At 42.0% G+C, this 14,346-nt stretch carries 15 protein-coding genes and 1 pseudogene; 6 read left to right on the top strand and 10 right to left on the bottom strand.

From position 1 onward, the window contains the following. Window positions 1-105: 105 nt before the first annotated feature. Complete coding sequence (locus LC048_RS08470; RefSeq protein ID WP_306049977.1) at window positions 106-702, bottom strand: class I SAM-dependent methyltransferase; 597 nt, start codon at window positions 700-702, stop codon at window positions 106-108. Window positions 703-936: 234 nt separating this feature from the next. On the opposite strand from LC048_RS08470, the gene LC048_RS08465 reads away from it, so the two are divergent. Beyond that, window positions 937-1,140, top strand: coding sequence for a thioredoxin (locus LC048_RS08465; protein WP_226604388.1), 204 nt, complete (start codon window positions 937-939; stop codon window positions 1,138-1,140). A gap of 29 nt (window positions 1,141-1,169) precedes the next feature. Here the strand turns inward: LC048_RS08465 and LC048_RS08460 are convergent, their stop codons facing one another. Beyond that, window positions 1,170-1,751, bottom strand: a complete 582-nt coding sequence (locus LC048_RS08460) for a hypothetical protein (RefSeq protein ID WP_226604390.1) — start codon at window positions 1,749-1,751, stop codon at window positions 1,170-1,172. A gap of 267 nt (window positions 1,752-2,018) precedes the next feature. Between LC048_RS08460 and LC048_RS08455 the strand changes: the two are divergent. After that, window positions 2,019-2,527 (top strand): annotated as a pseudogene (locus LC048_RS08455) (DUF3231 family protein). 573 nt (window positions 2,528-3,100) lie between these two features. Here LC048_RS08455 and selB read toward each other — a convergent pair. After that, complete coding sequence (gene selB / locus LC048_RS08450) at window positions 3,101-4,984, bottom strand: selenocysteine-specific translation elongation factor (protein ID WP_226604393.1); 1,884 nt, start codon at window positions 4,982-4,984, stop codon at window positions 3,101-3,103. A gap of 205 nt (window positions 4,985-5,189) precedes the next feature. Here selB and LC048_RS08445 point away from each other — a divergent pair, with 205 nt between their 5' ends. The 3 genes from LC048_RS08445 (at window position 5,190) to LC048_RS08435 (ending at window position 6,435) form a co-directional block, all read left to right on the top strand. Beyond that, complete coding sequence (locus tag LC048_RS08445) at window positions 5,190-5,408, top strand: spore coat protein (RefSeq protein ID WP_226604396.1); 219 nt, start codon at window positions 5,190-5,192, stop codon at window positions 5,406-5,408. 132 nt (window positions 5,409-5,540) lie between these two features. After that, window positions 5,541-5,975 (top strand): spore coat protein, encoded by a 435-nt coding sequence (locus tag LC048_RS08440; protein WP_226604399.1) that lies wholly within the window; start codon window positions 5,541-5,543, stop codon window positions 5,973-5,975. A 25-nt stretch (window positions 5,976-6,000) separates the two neighbouring features. Beyond that, window positions 6,001-6,435 (top strand): spore coat protein, encoded by a 435-nt coding sequence (locus LC048_RS08435; protein ID WP_371932015.1) that lies wholly within the window; start codon window positions 6,001-6,003, stop codon window positions 6,433-6,435. A gap of 71 nt (window positions 6,436-6,506) precedes the next feature. Here LC048_RS08435 and LC048_RS25000 read toward each other — a convergent pair whose 3' ends face one another. The 7 genes from LC048_RS25000 to LC048_RS08405 form a co-directional block, all read right to left on the bottom strand. Further along, window positions 6,507-6,719 carry an arginase family protein gene (locus LC048_RS25000; RefSeq protein ID WP_371932014.1) on the bottom strand — a complete coding sequence of 71 codons (213 nt, stop codon included), beginning with the start codon at window positions 6,717-6,719 and terminating at the stop codon, window positions 6,507-6,509. Window position 6,720: 1 nt separating this feature from the next. After that, window positions 6,721-7,449, bottom strand: coding sequence for an arginase family protein (locus LC048_RS08430; protein WP_371932013.1), 729 nt, complete (start codon window positions 7,447-7,449; stop codon window positions 6,721-6,723). After that, complete coding sequence (gene hutI, locus LC048_RS08425) at window positions 7,418-8,698, bottom strand: imidazolonepropionase (RefSeq protein ID WP_306049972.1); 1,281 nt, start codon at window positions 8,696-8,698, stop codon at window positions 7,418-7,420. The genes LC048_RS08430 and hutI overlap by 32 nt, the downstream gene beginning before the upstream one ends. Before the next feature lie 100 nt (window positions 8,699-8,798). Further along, a complete protein-coding gene (gene hutU, locus LC048_RS08420) occupies window positions 8,799-10,460 on the bottom strand; it encodes a urocanate hydratase (protein WP_306049970.1) in 1,662 nt (553 codons plus the stop codon). Window positions 10,461-10,494: 34 nt separating this feature from the next. After that, window positions 10,495-12,015: a histidine ammonia-lyase gene (gene hutH / locus LC048_RS08415; protein ID WP_306049968.1), complete on the bottom strand. Its 1,521-nt coding sequence runs from the start codon at window positions 12,013-12,015 to the stop codon at window positions 10,495-10,497. Between the two features lie 100 nt (window positions 12,016-12,115). Then, window positions 12,116-12,550 carry a histidine utilization transcription antiterminator HutP gene (hutP, locus tag LC048_RS08410; protein ID WP_226604414.1) on the bottom strand — a complete coding sequence of 145 codons (435 nt, stop codon included), beginning with the start codon at window positions 12,548-12,550 and terminating at the stop codon, window positions 12,116-12,118. A 164-nt stretch (window positions 12,551-12,714) separates the two neighbouring features. Beyond that, complete coding sequence (locus LC048_RS08405; RefSeq protein ID WP_226604416.1) at window positions 12,715-13,296, bottom strand: branched-chain amino acid aminotransferase; 582 nt, start codon at window positions 13,294-13,296, stop codon at window positions 12,715-12,717. 194 nt (window positions 13,297-13,490) lie between these two features. Here LC048_RS08405 and LC048_RS08400 point away from each other — a divergent pair, with 194 nt between their 5' ends. Next, entirely contained in the window at window positions 13,491-14,180 is a 690-nt protein-coding gene (locus LC048_RS08400) for a CotY/CotZ family spore coat protein (RefSeq protein ID WP_306049965.1), read from the top strand. Window positions 14,181-14,346 lie beyond the last annotated feature (166 nt).

Here is a 14,346-nt window from a genome sequence, read left to right as displayed (position 1 = left end):
ATTTCAATTTTCCTCTGTATTAAATTCGACAAACTCTTGGAAAATCCTTGCAAAAATAGAAAAAAGCGACCTTCTTTTCAGAAGAGTCGCTGATTATACTAAGCTTTATTTTTCTAAAATTACCTGGATCACATGACCGGTCCCGGTATGCAATTGACCTTCAATTCGTTCCTGTTCTCCGTAGAAGAAATGCAATGTTTTATAACCTTTCAGCCATTGTAACAAGTTTGCTGGATCGTAAAGCATATCCACTGTTTTTAGCCCGCCTGTTCCATATTGGACCTGGTCCTCTGAATATACTTCAAGCATCACTATGCCACCTGGTCTTACAGCCGATACTAATTTATCAAATACAGTCTTTTGGTCTTGTTTAGCAAAATGGCAGAAAACCATGATCGCTGCGTCGAATTCGGCATTTGGTACTAGATCATGGATTAGGTCCTTCTGTTCAGTCTTGATTTTCACTCCATTGCTTTCAGCCAGCGCTTCAGTTTTCTTCAACCCATTCGGCGCATAGTCGTAAGCTGTCACATCAAGACCTTGTTTCGCAAGGTATACAGCATTCCTGCCTTCTCCTTCCGCGAAACATACAACTTTTCTCCCCTTGTCCAGCCTATGTACCTGGCTTTTTATAAATAGGTTCGGTTCCTCACCGTATACATATTGTTCAGACCCAAAACGTTCATTCCATGGATTGCCCATTCTATCACCCCTCCTTATTATACCCATTACCCTTTTTATAGTATGATTACTATGCATAAGGCTATTCTTTTTTTAAATGGGTATCAATAAGATAAGGAGGTATATCAAATGAGAGAACTAACAACAATTGATGAAGTTAAAAGCTTGATCAGTGACAATGAATTAAGCTTTATTTATGTATTGACTGATAGCTGAAGCGTCTGCCATGGTCTGCTTCCTCAGGTTGAGGAAGTGATGAGAGATTTCCCGAAAATCGAAACCCGGTTAGTAAATGCGGGAAAGGTCGAAGAAATCGCAGGATTCTTAATGGCATTCACTGTTCCCGTCCTTGTCCTATATGCAGATGGACGTGAATATTTAAGGGAAGCCCGGATTGTCCAGGTTGAAAAGTTAAGGGATGATATCACTAAAATATACGAAGGTTTTTTCGGGGAATGAGAAAGAGCTTGGAATAACCAAGCTCTTTCTCATTCAGGCAAGTTGAGATAATTTTCATATACTAATTTCCCGTCAGAAGAATATCCGGAAATCTTTGTTATATCGCTTGGGGAATCTTCAACATTTAATAAATGGAACCAGAATTTCCTATTATCACTCGTTAAAATCTTTGCATGATACTTGCCTTGATTAACCTCTAAAATGACCTTAGCAATATCCGCTTCATGAATTTCTCCGATGAATACTGTCTTGTATGTATTATTTCCTTTCGAGGAGTAATCCCCCATTAACCATGTTGCAGTTCCAAATGTTACAGGCTCAAGTTTTCCGGATGATGCTTGTTCAAAACCAGACGCCCCTCTGTATTGCCATCCTTTATTTGTATTTACATACTGAAGAATGCCATACCCATTTGTTATTTGGTAAATAGAAAATGCATCCTCAGTCTGTATTTTTTCAGTATAGATTATGTTGTCGGTATCGATTCCACTTTCTAACATTGCGTGTTCAATTGTGTTTTGGTCTTGTTCGATGTCATTTGCCAGATCATTAGTGCATCCAGCAAAAAACAAGCCTGTAGCCAAAATAATCGCTAAAACTGATTTATTCAAAGAATCACCCTTTCACTGTTACTGTAACATAACTTTTTAAAAACAGAGCTTGATGTTCTAAACAATTGTACTCTTTTATCCACCAAACGCGTGTTTCAGAAAGTAGATTTCCTCTAATGATGTAATTCGTCATTCGAATTATTCCACCCTTTATTTTCCATGAAAACATAAGGATCAATTCGTCAGGACTATGAAAAATAATCAATGGACCAACTTCCTTTAATAAGGAGAAAAGCAATGAATATGGAAACGATAAGGAGTACGATCATGGGAATTTTAAGCGGGAATCCTAAAGATGAACCAATGCATTATGGTGAGGTTTATGGCACGGGAGCCATCTTTCCGTCAATCACGGATTGATTGCTGCATACCAGACATTTATCAATCATATTGGTGATGAGGATCTCGAAAAACTTGTTCAAGAAGCAATTGAAGCGATGCAGGAAGAAAACAAGCAGGTTGAAGAATTGCTTAAGCTAAATGGAATTGGGCTTCCTCCCTCACCTCCTGAACGTCCGGTTGCTCACCTGGAAGATATTCCACCGGGAGCAAGATTCAGTGATCCTGAAATTGCCGCTGCTGTTTCAAAGGATGTTGCGGAAGGCTTAGTAGCTGCAAGCACCATTATTGGGCAATCGATCAGGGAAGATATAGCAGCAATGTATGGTCAGTTTCATATGTCAAAAGCGCAATTCGGAGCTAAAATGCTCAAAATGAATAAAACTAAAGGATGGCTAATCCCTCCTCCATTGCAAGTTAAATCTACAGAGAGTTAAATAATATTATTATGTAAATAGTTCTGAGAAGAAAAAACAGCAGATTCCCGAATAGGGTCTGCTGTTTTTTATTGATCATCGAATCTGTACGAAGGATACTCTCGGGATCGGACAAAATCCAGTTGGGTGCCTTCTAATTTGTCCGAAGTTCACTCATGTTCGGACAAAATCCCATTGCATTCCTTCTAATTTGTCCGAAGTTCACTCATGTTCGGACAAAATCCCATTGCATTCCTTCTAATTTGTCCGAAGTTCACTCATGTTCGGACAAAATCCAGTTGCATTCCTTCTAATTTGTCCGAAGTTTACCCTTGTTCGGACAAAATCCCCTTGGTTTTCTTCTACTTTGTTCGAAGTTCACTCATGTTCGGACAAAATCCAGTTGGTTTCCTTCTAATTTGTCCGAAGTTCACTCATGTTCGGACAAAATCCCCTTGCATTCCTTCTAATTTGTCCGAAGTTCACTCGGGTTCGGACAAAATCCTCTTGGTTTTCTTCTGATTTGTCCGAACCTATACCCATGGTTAGGAATGTGTGCAAGAACTGCACCGTTCAATAATCCATTTGATAGGGTTATTTCCGCCAAACCCTCTTATTCTCTACTCTTCTTGTGTACCCGAGTGAATCAAGACGCTCCAGGAACGGAATCATATATTTCCTTGATAACTCCACTGCTTCCTTAGCCTGGGGAACTTCAAACTCATCCCCTGTATGGTTTCTTAGCCTCTCAACCGCATCGGCAAAATGAGTTCCATACCAGGCATATTGATCATCAAGCATGACAATCTCACCCTGATCTTCAAGGAATCGTCTCAATTCAACCGCAATGGAGTCCGGGATGCCAGCATTTTTTATATAATCATTCAGATAAGCAACCTTCATGCCATCTGCCTTAAGTTCATTAAGCATATTCTCTGTCCGCTTCACCCAGTTTTTCGGGACATTCGGCACAAAGCTCGCCAGGTAAATATACTGTTCTTTCCTGCAAAATAAGCCTTTGTTGATGCCATTATCGATAATGAATTCAAGCAAAATTTTAGAAAATGATTTTTGCAGAGACTGAAGTAATTCCGCTTTGTTCATCCCAGTTCTCATTGAGTTTTCTTGATGGAAATCTTCCAGCCGGTCCTTGATATCTTCTTCAATGACTTCGACAACCGCTGAAAGAGCGTATTCCTTATTGGAAATCTGGACGAATTGATCATCATTCAGATTGGCCAGTATCGATCCTTCATCAAGAGCAGTTCGCTTTATCAGGTCTTCGACAGATAAACTTTTTGCTTCATATAATGCGGCATTAATTCGTTCAATTGGTGTGCCTGCCTTCTTTTTCTCGAGCTCTTCAATAGTTTGCTTGCCAAAACGATATTTATTGCCGCGCGGATCAATTACCCAACCCCCGCCAATTGTTTCCTGCGGACTTGGCCGTCGTACGATGAACCGGTCCCCACGCTTCGTGACTATTTTTTCATCCAGACGGAGCTGGCAAAGAATTTCTCCGTTGTCTTCTTTAAGTTCATTCCGGTCAAAAAAGACAATCCGGCCCATTACTTCCGCGGTACCAATATGACACTTAATTGGTGTCCTTTGTTTTACTAAATGCTCGAGGTCCTCGACAACCCTGATTGCGACATCAATCGTATTCGTAACGATAAAATGTTCCGATGAAACAAGGACTTCACCGCGTTCAAGATCATCCTTCGAAACACCTGATAGATTGATGGCTGCCCTCTGGCCTGCAAAAGCCGCCTTTGCTGACTGATGATGCACCTGCAGCTGACGTGCTCTTACTTCAAGTCCGGACGGCATTACCTTCAACAGCTGTCCCTCTTCGACTGTACCTTCGTAAACAGTACCTCGTACTACAGTACCTTGTCCCTTGACAGTAAATACCTGATCTATCGGCAGACGGAAGGCTCCCTTGGCATCACGCATTTCTTGCTCTTTCAGCATTTCTATTATCAATTCTTTTAATTCATGGATACCTTTTTTAGATAGACTATCGACCATCATGAACGGCGCATTCTCAAACACCGTCCCTTCAAGTTCACCTAAAATATCATCCTTCACAAGTTCAACGAATTCCTCTTCAACGCGGTCAATCTTTGTAATCGCAATTATGCCGGAACGAATTCCGAGAAATCCAAGAATATCAAGATGCTCCCTTGTTTGTGGCATGACACCTTCATCTGCTGCAACCACCAGTACTACTAGGTCAATTCCTGCTACTCCCGCAATCATCTGCCGGATGAAGCGCTCATGTCCCGGTACATCCACAACGGAAATTTGCAGTTCCTCATCCTCATATAATGGCGCAAAGCCAAGTTCTATTGAAATTTGCCGTTCTTTTTCTTCTTTCAGGCGGTCCGTATCGACGTTCGTCAACGCCTTGGTCAGCGACGTTTTGCCGTGGTCAATATGCCCTGCCATCCCAATGGTAAAATACCTCTTGCTCAAATGCTGACACCTTCTTTTAATATGTATAAAATAACTCTAACTTTAAAAGCAAAATAGTTCAAGCAACGATAATTAGACAATTATATTTTTGCCTATTCATGATTAAAACTAAGAGAACATCCTCAAGTTCAAGATTTCCGCCCTGTCCTTTTTAATTTGGATTCATATGTTAATAAGACGAAATAATGTTCAGGGAGTGATTATATTGAGCGATAATAAACCAAACCCAATTCCAAATAGTCTTGTCGATTTATTTGTAACAGACATCCTGCAGAAAAACGGTATTGACAAAAAGGATTTAAAGGATAAGATCACGGACGATAAGAAAAAGGCTATTAAAGATTTAGTTGAAGACCTAAGCAAGCAAGTAGACTCTTTTGTCAATGGAAACACTAAGCCTAGTAAAGATTCTGAGAAAAAATAGCCTAACCCCCAGACACCCTTTTAGACGGGTGTCTATTTTTTTCAATATGGACTCTACTTGGGGTATATACACAAGCTATCGAGAGGTTTCATTAATAAGATATTCCATACTAGATTAAAAGGAGTGAAAGCAATGTCAAACTATTATCATGATCACCACAAACCGCACCATTCTGGTAAAAGCTGCAAGAAAAAAGCGGATGTGGAGCAGGAAGCAACACAGTTCGAGTATACGGAGCAGGATTCTGATGAATTAATTTGGATTAAAGACTCTTGCAACATCAAGGTCCACACTACCGATACGCAAGCTGCGGTTTCCTTGCAAGTTGCCCTTCAGTTAGCGATCGCGCTAGTCATCAGCATTACAATTGGTGACTCTGATCAAGGTCAGTACGTCGCCCAGCAGCTTATTCAGGAAATGGGCACAGAGCAGTCTAACACACAAAAAATCATCATCAATAATTCCAAGGATGTCAACGTCACTACAACTGATACAGATGTAGCAGTAAATGTTCAGGCATTACTGCAAGTTTTGGTTGCCCTCGTTGCTGAATTGGACATTCTGTAATCTATTAATCTTGAAAGAGGTGAAAATGATGAGCAAGGAAAAAAAATGGAGAGCATTGGATCACTGTGATACTGGAAAAGGTAATAATGCGGATGTTACGCAGGAAGCTGATCAGAAGATTGTCACAAAACAACAGTCGTTCGAATGGATCATCATCAAAGATTCAGAATGCATCGATGTCCACACTACCGATACTCAGGCAGCGATCTCCCTTCAACTAGGTCTCCAAGCTGCAATTGCTGCTGTCATAAGCATTGCGATTGGGGATTCAGATAAAGGAAAAGCCGTCGTAAATGAAATCAAGCAAGTGATCAAAACGAAACAGCGAAATACACAAAAAACAATTATCGAAGGGTCAAAGCATGTTGAAGTCAAGACAACTGATACTGATATCGCTGTAAACATCCAGGCGCTCCTTCAAATTTTGGTTACCTTAGTAGCTAAGCTGGATATTCTATAAAATTAAAGCGAAGTAACCTGAAAAATGTTAGCCTGCAGACAAAATTGTCGGCAGGCTAATCAATTTCTCTGTCAATTATACATAAAACGAAGCATAGCGGCAGCGGCCAGCCTGCTCGTCATATCGCGGAAGTCTTTGGAAGGATCTATTTCCACAATATCCATTGCCTTAACTTTTTCATGGTCGGAAGCCGTTTCAATACTTGTAAGCAATTCCCTGCTGGTTATTCCCCCGGGCCCAATTGCCGGGCATCCTGGCGCAAAAGCCTGGTCCACTACGTCCATATCAACAGATAGGTATATGACATCTACTTTTTGAGATAGTCTTTCCAGTTCTTTTTTTTATGATAGGAATGATCCCAGTAATCTCAATATCTTCCATTGTATAGACTGTAATCCCTTTTTCTTTTGTATAATCATGATATGCCTTCGCATTCGCATAATCTCGAATTCCAACTTGTACAAGATTAGCACCCTTTAAGTGACCACCCTCAATTAGACTGCGGAAAGGCGTGCCATTTGTCCGTCCGCCATCATCAAGATTCCTTACATCATGATGTGCATCCCATTGGATTACCCCTATTTCCCCGAAATGTTCCTTGAAGGCGCGGATGGACGGATAACTGACTCCATGATCTCCGCCAAGCATGATATACCGTTGACAGGCATCTTTTTCGAGCATTTCCTTTACACTGACATGGAGTCTTTCAATTGATTCCTCCATATCAGTCGGATGTGTCAGCACATCCCCAAAGTCAATTATGCTAATATCCTTGTAATCTTTGTCTTTATAACCTGAAAAAGTGGAGAATGAACTCATGCTTGCCCTGATTGTTTTTGGTGCATCGGAAGCCTGTGATAATGAAATGGATGTTTTAGAGAATGGAAGACCGATTATCCCTATCTCCCCCTTCTCACCTTCTGAAAAAGGTATAAGACACTCATTGACCTTTGTCACAAACCGGTCCTTGAAAACCGACGGCTTACCTGGCTGAAGATAACTGAATTTCACCATAAGCTGTCCTTTCCCAAAGTTTTTTACCAGACTGGTAAACACTTTGTGCGTGATTCACACCAAAGTGGTATGGGATATATTTGTAGTTAGGTACATCCCAGATGACAAAATCAGCTGATCGCCCTGCTTCTAATGCCCCAGCCTCGCATGCTTTTCCAATTGCATGGGCAGCATTGACCGTGACCGCATTCCAGATTTCTTCCGCTGACATTTTCAGCTTTAATGCAGCCAGTGACATAATCATTTGGAGGTTTTCTGTAACACAGCTGCCAGGGTTGAAATCTGTCGCCAAAGCAACTGCTGCTCCCTCATCAATCATTTTTCTTCCACGGGCATAATGGTCCTTTCCCAGGTAAAATGTCGTTCCCGGAAGAAGAACAGCAACCGTATTCCCCTCGCTTAGCTGTCTAATCCCTTCATCCGAAGCGGCAACCAGATGGTCTGCACTTGCTGCCCCTAATGACACAGCAAGCTCTGTTCCTCCAAGCGGATCAATTTCATCAGCATGAATCTTCAAGCCAAATCCCTTTTCCTTTGCCTGTTGTAAAAATATCCTTGACTGTTCGATAGTAAAAACACCTGTTTCACAAAATATATCAACGAAATCAGCAAGTTCATCACCCTTAATATCATCAAGAAGCCTGGACATTTCTTTCAGGAACTCATCCTCTTTTCCTTTAAAGGCGGGAGGGACAGCATGCGCTCCAAGGAATGTTGAAACAATAGATATTGGGTACTTCTCCTTTAATTTTTGGACCACCCTCAGCTGCTTGAGTTCTGTTTCTGCATCCAGCCCATATCCACTTTTAGCTTCCATGGTCGTAACTCCGTAAGAAATCATTCTTTCAAGATGGAAGGAGGCTTTCTCGAGCAATTCTTCTTCTGTCGCTTTTTTAGTGGATCCTACTGTCGATAAAATGCCTCCACCTTGAGCGAGGATTTCTAAATACGGTACACCAGCTTGTTTCAAAGAAAGTTCATGCTCGCGTGACCCTCCGAAAACCAGATGTGTATGAGGATCAACCAGTCCAGGAGAAACAACCTTTCCCTGTGCGTCAATTCGATCGGAGGCCTTAAGAGATTCGGCTTCAGCATTTGAACCCATCCAGGCTATTTTCCCATCAATGATTCCTAATGCTGCATTCTCGTTTATGTTCAGCTCTTTCATTTCCTGCCCCTTCAATGGCTTATCAGAGCTTTTGGGTAAAATAAGCTGGCCGATATTGTGTACTATTAAATCGTATGTCAATCTTCTCCACCCTTTCATTCTCTTTTTTAAAACCTATAGTTTAAGCTGTATAAAACGAGCTATGTTTATTTATATCATTCCAAATACAGTCTCTTACCCTTTAAGGGAGCATCGGGATGTCGACGCCTTTTTCTTTGGCTGTTTCAATGGCAATATCATATCCTGCATCTGCGTGGCGGGCTACTCCCATTCCTGGGTCTGTAGTCAATACCCTTCTTAGTCTTTCTTCAGCAAGGTCTGTGCCATCTGCTACTACGACCATCCCTGCGTGAAGGGAATATCCCATACCAACTCCGCCTCCGTGATGGACAGAGATCCAGGAACCCCCAGCTGCGACATTGACTAATGCATTGAGAATTGCCCAGTCGCCGACTGCATCGCTGCCGTCTTTCATTGCTTCTGTTTCCCGATTCGGAGAAGCAACCGATCCGCTGTCTAAATGGTCGCGTCCTATTACAATCGGCGCTTTCAATTCACCGGTTCTAACGAGTTCATTGATTGCCAATCCCATCTTCACTCGCTCACCATAGCCTAGCCAGCAAATCCGTGAGGGCAGACCCTGGAATTCCACTTTTTCCTGGTCCATGTCAATCCAGCGCTGAAGGGCTTGATTTTCCGGAAATAGCTCCTTGATCAGCTCATCTGTCCTGTGGATATCGGCAGGATTTCCTGATAAAGCTGCCCAGCGGAATGGCCCTTTTCCTTCACAGAACAGCGGCCTGATATATGCTGGAACAAAACCAGGAAAGTCAAAAGCATTCTCCTCTCCATGATCTTTGGCAACCTGACGGATGTTATTGCCGTAATCAAAAGTGACTGTGCCTCTTCGCTGGAATTCGAGCATGGAAGCGACATGTTTAGCCATAGATAAAGATGATTGATTTACATATTCCTGAGGATTCTCCTCGCGGAGTTTAGCTGCTTCTTCTAACGTTAGACCAACAGGGATATATCCATTTAACGGATCATGAGCAGATGTCTGGTCCGTTACAATATCGACTTTGAAATTTCTGGACAATAATTCAAAATGGATTTCAGCTGCGTTTCCGACCAGACCGATTGAAAGGGCTTCTCCATTATGCTTGGCTTCCTTTGCCCACTCAATGGCTTCATCGATTGAATGTGTCATCCGGTCGCAATAACGGGTATCAATTCGCTTTTTGATCCGTTCTGGATCGACCTCAACGGCGATACACACCCCATCGTTCATCGTGACCGCTAGAGGCTGCGCTCCACCCATGCCCCCCAGACCAGCTGTCAACGTAATCGTATTTTTCAATGTGCCTCCAAAGTGCTGTCTCGCAACCTCGGCAAATGTTTCATATGTTCCCTGCAAGATTCCCTGGGAACCAATATAAATCCAGCTCCCCGCAGTCATTTGCCCGTACATCATCAAGCCTTTTTTATCGAGTTCGTGAAAATGGTCCCAATTTGCCCATTTAGGAACTAAAACAGAGTTTGATATTAACACTCTTGGTGCAGCGTCGTGCGTTTTGAATACAGCCACAGGTTTGCCGGACTGAACGAGCATCGTCTCATCATTTTCCAGCCTGCGCAGCGTATCAACAATTGCGTCGAATGCCTCCCAGTTTCTTGCCGCTTTGCCAATCCCGCCGTATACAACTAGATCTTCCGGCTTTTCAGCGACCTCTGGATCAAGATTGTTATAGAGCATTCTTAAAGCAGCTTCTTGCTCCCAGCCTTTACATTCCAGTTCAAGTCCCTTTTTCGCTTTAATATTTCGCTTTGCATCGATAGCCATTGTTTCCACACTCCTCAATAATTTTTAAGTTTTTTTAAACCAAGCTCTCCTGTATTTTTATAGCTGTCCACTGCCATTTATTTTTTTTTAGCCATTCTGCAAGTCTCTCGATATCTTCGGAGAAAATACGATCCTCAGTAATGGATGGAACTGTTTTTCTTGCTTCCTCATAGAAACTCCTTGTTTTAGGTGACATTTTATCAATACCACGATATTGGACTGCCTGAAGGGCACAGATGCATTCAATTGCCAGTACACGTCTGACGTTTTGGATGATACTGTGTGCATGACGGGCAGCAATCGTTCCCATGCTCACATGGTCCTCCTGATTGGCCGAAGACGGGATGGAATCCACGCTTGCAGGATGAGCAAGAGTTTTATTTTCAGAAACGAGTGAAGCAGCACTGTATTGCATGATCATCGCTCCAGACTGAAGCCCCGGTTGCGGACTTAAGAACGGGGGCAGGTCATTTAATTGCGGGTTCACTAGTCTTTCAATCCTTCTTTCTGAGATACTGGCAAATTCAGCAACAGCGATTTTCATAAAATCCATCGCGATAGCAATCGGCTGACCGTGGAAGTTACCACCTGAAATGACAGTTTCGCCTCCGTCAAAAATAAGCGGATTATCCGTTGCTGCATTCATTTCAATCTCTAGCTTTTCTTTTACATAATCGAGCGCCTGCCACGAAGCACCATGCACCTGAGGAATACATCTTAATGAATAAGCGTCCTGAACCCTTTTTTCACCCTGTCGAGTCGTCAATTTACTGCCAGCCAGTAAATTTCTCATACGTTCCGCTACATCCATTTGCTGCTGATACCCGCGTGCCTCGTGAATCGCTGGATGGAATGCGTCAATGACACCTTCAAGACCTTCCATTGTAAGGGCGGCAATCCATTCTGATTGATTTGCAAGATCATTTGCTTCAATCCAGTTGACAACACCCATCGCTGTCATTGCCTGGGTTCCATTAATCAGGGCAAGGTCTTCTTTTGCCTGTAATACAATTGGTTCAAGACCTTCTTTCTTATATGCCTCTTCTGTTGCACAAACCCTTCCCTCATAGAACACTTTTCCCTCACCTAACAGTACTAGTGCCAAATGCGATAGTGGCGCTAAATCACCGGAAGCGCCAAGTGATCCTTGCTGCGGAACAACCGGGTGGATCTGCAGGTTGAGCAATTCCTTCAGCCTTTCAGCGATGACCGGCCTGATCCCTGAAAACCCTTTAATCAACGCATTAAGTCTAAGTAAGACCATCGCACGTGAAACGACCTCTGGAAATGGTTCTCCCACACCGCATGCATGTGACCTGATCAGGTTTAACTGCAATGCATTGACATCCTGTTCATTGATAATGACATCACTGAATTTGCCGAATCCTGTATTGATTCCGTAAATCGTACGCTTGTCGGCTACGATTTTCTCTACTGCTTCCCTGCTTTCAACTACCTTCTTCATACTATCTTGACTGATAACAACTGGTTCGTCATAATAGCAAATCTGTCTGATTTGCTCCAAAGTTAACGTTTCTCCTGTTAAAACAATCATTCTCTAACCTCCTGATGAGATAAAATAAAAAGGAGACGACAATGGCATATTTAAACCATCATCGCCTCCTACTGACTAGTGGACTATAGGCAATGCAACTTTATATGTGATTAATTCCTAAACCAACCGTTTCGTGTTCAGACCCTTTTACAGGTGCGCCAATCGTTCCATAAAAAGCGACAGCGATCCATTCTCCTTCATCCTCATCTGTATAAGGTGTTCCACGGACAACAGCAAAGCGAAGTCCTACAGTGCGGCTCATTTCACCAATGGAAAGATGCCCTCGCGTGACCCCCTCCATGCCTTCCATGATCGCATGGTAAAGTGCATGGGTTTCACGGTATAAATTTGGTTGTATGAGACCATGGCGCTTGGCAGCGGTTTCCACTGCAGATATAACTTTTTGCATATTCATCGATCCTACTTTGCCAAGGCAATAGCTTACATCTTTTAACGTATCCTGAAAAAAAGTCATTTCTTCCTCTGTAAAAGATGCCAGCAGGACCGCTGTTTTCCCAATCGCAATTTTGCTCATGATGAACCCCGTTTTCTGAATTTTAACTATTGACTAATAACTTATACTAATTTTATGTTTCCTTCATGCCAATGTCAACACATATGGTAAATTTTAGTATTCTAACATAGTAGTATGATACCTTGCTAAAGCATTGAAAAAAGCGCCAAACAGGCGCTTTTTAGTTATCTATTTTCTATAGACTCTACGAGACCAAAAAGAAATCCATAGATCAGATGATAAGCCTCTTCGATGGATAAATCCTCCTTGTAGCCATCAAATCCATTCAATGCAAAATTCAGGCTCCATACTCCTTCATTTGCATCGAACATCAAGTCAAATCTGGACCCCTCACCTTTCAGGTTTTCTTCGAGGAAACTCCTGATGTCAGCGTCATACTTCTTCTGAAACTTAAGTCCGAGCATCACATCATATGTACCGAACACATCATCTTTTTCAAAACTGACGGCATCTGCTCCGATCAGTTCAAACCACTTGGATTCCAAATACATGAATTCATTATTCCGCTCTTTAAAATAACCAATTGGCTGACTAAGGAATTCGAAGGCTTCTTCCCCGAGGAACTCGTCGGTCTCTTTATTGCCTCTTTCAATATAAGCATCCTTGAAACGGACACCAGGCTCTGTTTGTTTTACCTGGACACCATTCAGTAATCCCTGGCGTTCTGCATATTCTTTTTCTTCCTTATGTAATTGAACGATACCCTTTTGCGAAGCTATATACTTCTCCATCTGTTTTTTCAGCATTTCATGTCCTCCAAATTCATTTTGCTGCTTTTTATATTGAATGTTAAACAGGCAAATAGCAAATATTCTTGATTAGTTTTCCCAAAAACTTATGAAGAATTTCGTCTGTATAGTCACATCCCCATACAAACCACTGCTTTTCCCCATATCCTGTTAATACAACACCACTCTATAAGAAAGGAGAGGCGAGTTTAATGAATTACTATTACAAAGATAATCATCGACCTGATGATGATTATAGCCATAAGAAGGAAAAGTCCCATCACCATGATAAGCATAAAAAACTTGACGATCACAGGGATTGGAATGATCACGAGGATTGGAAGAAGCACAGGGTCAAAGATAAGCATATTGATTGGGACGATGATTCTGACGATTGTGGCTGCAAAAAAAGCCATCATTATGAAAAACATTCCCATCCTTGCGTATGCAAAAAAGTCAGGGATATAAATGAAGCGCAGCACAAGGTAAAAGAAAAGAATCATGGGTGTGATGTCAGCTGTGAAAGATCAATCAGAGAGCTTCTAAATCAATGCAAACAGTCGAACTACGATACAATCCCGTTCAAATTATTGTGCGGATGCAGCAAAGGTGATTGCGAGACCTTCGTGGGTACAGGCGTAGTTAAAATCAATGACTGCTTCTATGATATCAAGTCGACATTTTTCCGGGTTGTTGATTTTACGAAGGGATCCAAATGCTGTGCGATTCTTGAGTTGCTCTGTCCAGAAAGATGTGAAAGTAAACACCATGGAATCGAAGGGTTCGTCAGAACAGGAGCTTGTTTTGAAGTCGACTTAAAAGATTTTGTAGGAATCACCTGCTTTCCTCCGGTAAAAGCAAAGAAGATGGATCCTCTGAAGATATTATGTTCTGGACGCTAATTCCCAAAATGCATGCTAAAGCCAACCCCACTCAATGTGGGGTTCCTTTATGGTCTATTAATCCGCACTTGTCCTGAATCCTATTAAGAAATACCCTTACATTCAAAAATATGTGATTGCCCTCTATCATTCGTCTATTCATTTACAGGTGTACTGGCATATAAAA

The organism is Mesobacillus subterraneus, assembly GCF_020524355.2.
Lineage (GTDB): Bacteria > Bacillota > Bacilli > Bacillales > Cytobacillaceae > Mesobacillus > Mesobacillus subterraneus_C.
Note: the sequence above shows the minus strand (reverse complement) of the source record. Positions and strands in the feature narration are given on the sequence as shown.

Bases quoted from the DNA above. Each gene is read 5' to 3' on its own strand.
- LC048_RS08470 (WP_306049977.1), bottom strand. From the start codon at position 702: ATGGGCAATCCATGGAATGAACGTTTTGGGTCTGAACAATATGTATAC.
- LC048_RS08465 (WP_226604388.1), top strand. From the start codon at position 937: ATGAGAGATTTCCCGAAAATCGAAACCCGGTTAGTAAATGCGGGAAAG.
- LC048_RS08440 (WP_226604399.1), top strand. From the start codon at position 5,541: ATGTCAAACTATTATCATGATCACCACAAACCGCACCATTCTGGTAAA.
- LC048_RS08435 (WP_371932015.1), top strand. From the start codon at position 6,001: ATGATGAGCAAGGAAAAAAAATGGAGAGCATTGGATCACTGTGATACT.
- LC048_RS25000 (WP_371932014.1), bottom strand. From the start codon at position 6,719: ATGGACGTAGTGGACCAGGCTTTTGCGCCAGGATGCCCGGCAATTGGG.
- LC048_RS08430 (WP_371932013.1), bottom strand. From the start codon at position 7,449: ATGGTGAAATTCAGTTATCTTCAGCCAGGTAAGCCGTCGGTTTTCAAG.
- hutU (WP_306049970.1), bottom strand. From the start codon at position 10,460: ATGGCTATCGATGCAAAGCGAAATATTAAAGCGAAAAAGGGACTTGAA.
- hutH (WP_306049968.1), bottom strand. From the start codon at position 12,015: ATGATTGTTTTAACAGGAGAAACGTTAACTTTGGAGCAAATCAGACAG.
- hutP (WP_226604414.1), bottom strand. From the start codon at position 12,550: ATGAGCAAAATTGCGATTGGGAAAACAGCGGTCCTGCTGGCATCTTTT.
- LC048_RS08405 (WP_226604416.1), bottom strand. From the start codon at position 13,296: ATGCTGAAAAAACAGATGGAGAAGTATATAGCTTCGCAAAAGGGTATC.
- LC048_RS08400 (WP_306049965.1), top strand. From the start codon at position 13,491: ATGAATTACTATTACAAAGATAATCATCGACCTGATGATGATTATAGC.